The 4,685-nt window shown below is 48.0% G+C and carries 4 protein-coding genes; all 4 read right to left on the reverse strand.

Translation table 11 applies throughout. The features are described 5' to 3' along the window. A partial coding sequence (locus H6F50_RS04245) for an FAD-dependent oxidoreductase (RefSeq protein WP_190426677.1) occupies positions 1-842 on the reverse strand: 842 nt, incomplete at its 3' end. Between the two features lie 357 nt (positions 843-1,199). After that, positions 1,200-2,099: a heterocyst differentiation master regulator HetR gene (gene hetR, locus H6F50_RS04250; protein ID WP_190412890.1), complete on the reverse strand. Its 900-nt coding sequence runs from the start codon at positions 2,097-2,099 to the stop codon at positions 1,200-1,202. 362 nt (positions 2,100-2,461) lie between these two features. After that, complete coding sequence (locus H6F50_RS04255) at positions 2,462-2,668, reverse strand: hypothetical protein (RefSeq protein WP_190412706.1); 207 nt, start codon at positions 2,666-2,668, stop codon at positions 2,462-2,464. A gap of 136 nt (positions 2,669-2,804) precedes the next feature. Beyond that, positions 2,805-4,685: FAD-dependent oxidoreductase (locus tag H6F50_RS04260; protein ID WP_190426680.1), on the reverse strand; the 1,881-nt coding region annotated here is incomplete at its 5' end.

Consider the following 4,685-nt stretch of genomic DNA (forward strand, 5'->3'; position numbering starts at 1 on the left):
TCTCCAATGGCATAAATATTTGGATCTGAAGTTTGGCAAGAATCGTTGATAACGATCCCGCCGCGATCGCCTACTGCTAATCCACATCCTCTCGCGATTTCATCGCGAGGGCGAATTCCCGCAGAAAAGACAATCATATCTGTCTCTAACTCTTCACCATCAGCAAAGGTCATTTTAGTAACCTTGCCATCAATGCTGACAATTTCCGTTGTAGATTTATTAGTATGAATCGAAACCCCAAGTTCTTCTATCTTGTTGCGAAGGATGTTGCCACCGACATCATCAATTTGTAGTGGCATTAATCTGGGTGCGAACTCAACAACATGGGTTTTTAAACCCATATTTTTGAGAGCGTTCGCACATTCCAAACCTAATAATCCACCCCCAACGACGACACCAGTTTGGCAATTTTTCGCATAGGATGACATTGCCTCAAGGTCATCTATTGTCCGGTAGACAAAATTACCTTTCGCATCATTCCCTTTAATTGGCGGTACAAAAGGATAGGAGCCTGTTGCCAGAACAATTTTGTCATAGGCAATTGTTATCCCATTCGCTGATGTAACTGTTTTTTCTTCCCGGTTAATCGCAACTGCCTTATCACCGATATGGATTTCAACTCCATTTTCTTGGTACAAACCCGGTTGAACTAACGATAAATCTGCCGCAGTTTTGCCTGAAAAGAAACCACTCAAATTAACCCGATCGTAAGCAACACGAGGCTCTTCGCAAAATGCGATCAAGTTCCATTCCTGCGTCGCTCCTTTAGCGATCATCAGTTCTAGAAACTTGTGTCCTACCATACCGTTGCCGATAACAATAAGATTCTTTTTGCCGGTCATGCAGTTTTATAACGCCTATTTTTACAATCTTCTTAATTAGTCCTATAAAAGATTTCAAAGTAAGTTTGTAAAAATTGTTACACTAAACTGTTTGGCTATGCAGTGTGCGAATGATCCCGATTGTGTTTTTGCATGAGGAGTGAAAACTTTATACAAATGTGGGTCAATTTAGCAGCAATACTCATTTCAAATTTGTTTGTAGAACCCCGCATTCAGCATCAAACTATTGGGGCAATGCCTACACAAGGCTAAGTTAATTTTTCCCCGATTTCAGGCAAAAGTTTTACCGATGTAGCTTCTAACTGAAGCAGGGTGGGCATTGCCCACCCTGCTCAACGAAAATGTGAGTTAAGTGTTTTATTCTTCTTTTGGGCCAAAAACCATTTGTAGAAGCACTGGCTGACCGTCGGCGCGGTGATATTTATCTGCCCAATCCCGGATGACCATATCCAGTTCTTGCATGGCTGCCTCAATGCGATCCGGTGGAATATCGAGTTCCTCTAGTATCCGCATCACATTTAGCTGTCGGTCTGCCCAATCTTTCATCAGTCGGAAGTAGCGGGCAGTATCCTCAATCATGATATAAGTGCGTTCTTCGTCCTCAGCGGGTGAGTAGGAAGCGCGAGTGAGGGCGTAGAAGGGCAATCCCCAAGGAGAATCAATTCGCGTTACCGTGCCGGAATAGATTAAGCGCCGCTTGATGTGTTCGGCGAATGCTTCGCTTAGAGGAATGCGGCGTTCTTCTGGCAAGTCTTCCTGGGAACGACTGTGGAGAAATTCAATTAATTCTAGAAACTGAAAAGCGTTGATTAGCTGGGCATCCGGCAGATTATTTGGCAGTTTTTCCTCAAGGTATCGCTTTTCGTCAGCGGTCAGGTTGGTGCTATAGATGCGCGATCGCCCCGGTTGCCACGGAAACTGCTCCATCCAAACATAGGGAAACTGAATTAAATACCGAGGTTCTTGGGAACCCAGCATCTTCAGCAGTTTCCCTTCGGTCAGCGCTTGCCGAACTTCCTCGACGATGACTTTGACTCGCTTCGGCTCAATGTGGTGCAGGTGCCCCGTCATCCGGATATTTTGACCCTGCTCCAAATAAGTCATGTAAATCGCGCACTTTGCTGCCGTGGCAGCAGCATCCAGGAAGGCTCCGTGTCGGTGCCCGCCGGTTCTCATCGCACTAAAGGCCAGATAAAACATGATCTGATCCATCGCACCGGGGCTAAGGCTTTTGATCAGATCCAGGTCGTTGCTCATATCAGGGGTGATCGCATCGCAAGGGGACAAAACACTGGTTCCTTGGTGAAAATGGTGAAAAGCTTATGTTTCCACATTTGCAGTGAGTTCAATTCACTCGCTGAAACTATTGAACTCTAAGCACCCCGATAGCATGAACGTAAATAATCTCTAATTATAGAAAAGGACGGCCTAATATATAGCTTTTGTCAGGGAATAAATTCTCCGTGACAGGCAAAATTAGACAAATAGTGCCCCAAGTACACTGGCACAAACCTGCTAGAGCTTAGTTTGCTGCCTTCAAATGAGCTTTCATCGACCTCAGTCGCAAGGTGAAAAGCGGATCGATGACTTGTTCAGATTTGGCTAAATAGAGGATAATTCTAGACGATAGAGATATATTCGGGCGAAAACGCATCTCGGCGTCCGGTTCCTTTATCCGGAGACGGTTCGTTCCCACGTTTCAGCGATACGGCTAGCTCGGAAGACGTGGATGGCAGTTGCTTGGCAGAGGCGGACTCGATCCCTAAGAAATTACCTGAAGAGATTGATAGTAAGCTCAACAACATGATAGAGGTGTAAGGGCGCATAGCAGATGTCCGTGTCAGGGTTATAGTCCCTGATACGGAGTTCTTGATCGTTAACCAGGAAAAATTTCGGTTAGAGCTTAGTCGGTTCCGATTGAGTTCTGCTTTTGTTTAAGGTTAGAGGTACGATGCCTAAGGCTCAAAAATGAGTGCGATCGCTCCCAGGAGCAATAATTTTTTCCACAATCAACCATTTGCCCGATTGATTGAGATATCCGCACACAGAGAGCATCTGCCGATCGAGGCAGGTTTGGAGTTCTCGGTCTACTTCTGGGCGCAAGGCGATCGCTATCCAGGTTTGCTCTTCCCCAGCAGATGGCTCCTTTACAGTGAAGGTGTAATCTTGCTCGGCATGGCGATGGAACACACCACAGAAGAGTGCTGAGTTTGAAGCGGATTCTTCAATGCTTCCGCCAACCGCTTCCCCATCTCTGTGTTTCGTAAAGGGTGAGGGAACTTCCACATATTTTGAATCCTGTGGCGTCTGGGGTTCCAGGTAAGGGCAGTTGCCATCAGAGGGATAGGTGTCAGGACGATCTAAGTAATCCCGTTGCCTGTGCAGCCAGTCGGCGCGATCGCGCGGTAAATTGAACAGCGGGAAAATCGCTGCTGGCGATCGCTCATCTTGTAACAATGCTTCTTGCAGGACTCGGACAGGTAAATCTCTGGGTTGACAACTTCGCTGCACGCAAAGCGCCGCCGCCATTCCCGCCGCCTGACCAATATTCATGACGATGGGCTGTAACCGGGTGGAACCGTTGGCAATATGGGAGACGGAGATATTTTTTTCGCAAACCAGCAGTCCATCCACAGACTCTGGAATTAGACAAGTGTAGGGAAGGGTGAAAGGAGTGCCAGTCCAGCGTCCACCCCAGCGAATTGATTTTGGTTTAACAAGAAAGTTGTAGTTAGGGTAATGGTGGTCGTTGGGGTAGTTACCGAAGGCGATCGCATTCACCTCCCCAGTCGCATCCACAGGTAGGGGTGCAACCTTTCCCCCCGCTACTGGCAAGATATCCTGCTCTCGCACGGTCGCGAGTCCTATAAGGCGTCTGCTTTCTCGAAAGTAAGGGTGTAGGGCATAACCACCTCCACCGAGAGAGTTTTGAGTTTTGATTGAGTTTTGATTGAGTTTGGGAGTCAAGGGTGAGGGAAAGATTTGAGTTGCTAAGCCGTAACGCCGCCCCAGCTTAGTTTGAATAAAGCGGACAAAGCTTTGAGTGTGCCACAGACTCTCTTGAAGAAATTGATGCCACGCCGCCTCCGACTCTATCAGACGTCCCACTCCTTCCCCATAGTCATTGCCGCACAGGGGCCAGTTGATCATGAAAAGATTCCCTGGTAAACGCCCATAATTGAGAAACTTCTCCCAACCGTAGCGATCCCAGCTACCTTGGAAGGATGAAGGAGGAAGGATAAAAGATGAAGGAGGAGGGGGAATTTCCGGCGCACTTGCTTCCTCACCAAAATCTTGCATAATTGCCACCCAAGTGGGAGCCTGCACTGGGTATCGCTGAGTCAATTCATTGTGAGAAACAGGCGCACTGGGTTCTCCAAACTCCGATTGCAATTCCCATCCCCAGCGGTAGGGCACAGATGCTAGAGGCAACAAGTCTCCCAGTTCGGTGCCATCTAGGGTGATTTTGGAATGAACGGTGAAATCGGCAAATCGAACCCCAAGGATGCGATCGCCTGTTCGCAAAACCTCTAAGGGCACTTGCCCCGCAACCCAGTCTAGATTTGGCAATTTTCGTACCCAATCGGCAAATATTTGGGCACCAATCCGGGGATCGTAACTAAACAGACTCACCCAACTATTGTTTAAGCCTCCCATTTGCCGAGAACGCAATTCCCCTAAAAACTCACCCCAAAGCCCCGTCTGAAAGGCAGCAAGTTCATTACCATCCGGGGCAGCAACCCCCGCTGAGGTGAGCATTCCCCCCAGCCAGGTAAATTCACTCACCAGCATTGTCTTGGCACCGCGACGGGCAGCTTGTATCGCAGCTGCGGTTCCTCCCGT

Source organism: Coleofasciculus sp. FACHB-712, assembly GCF_014695635.1.
GTDB lineage: Bacteria > Cyanobacteriota > Cyanobacteriia > Cyanobacteriales > FACHB-T130 > FACHB-T130.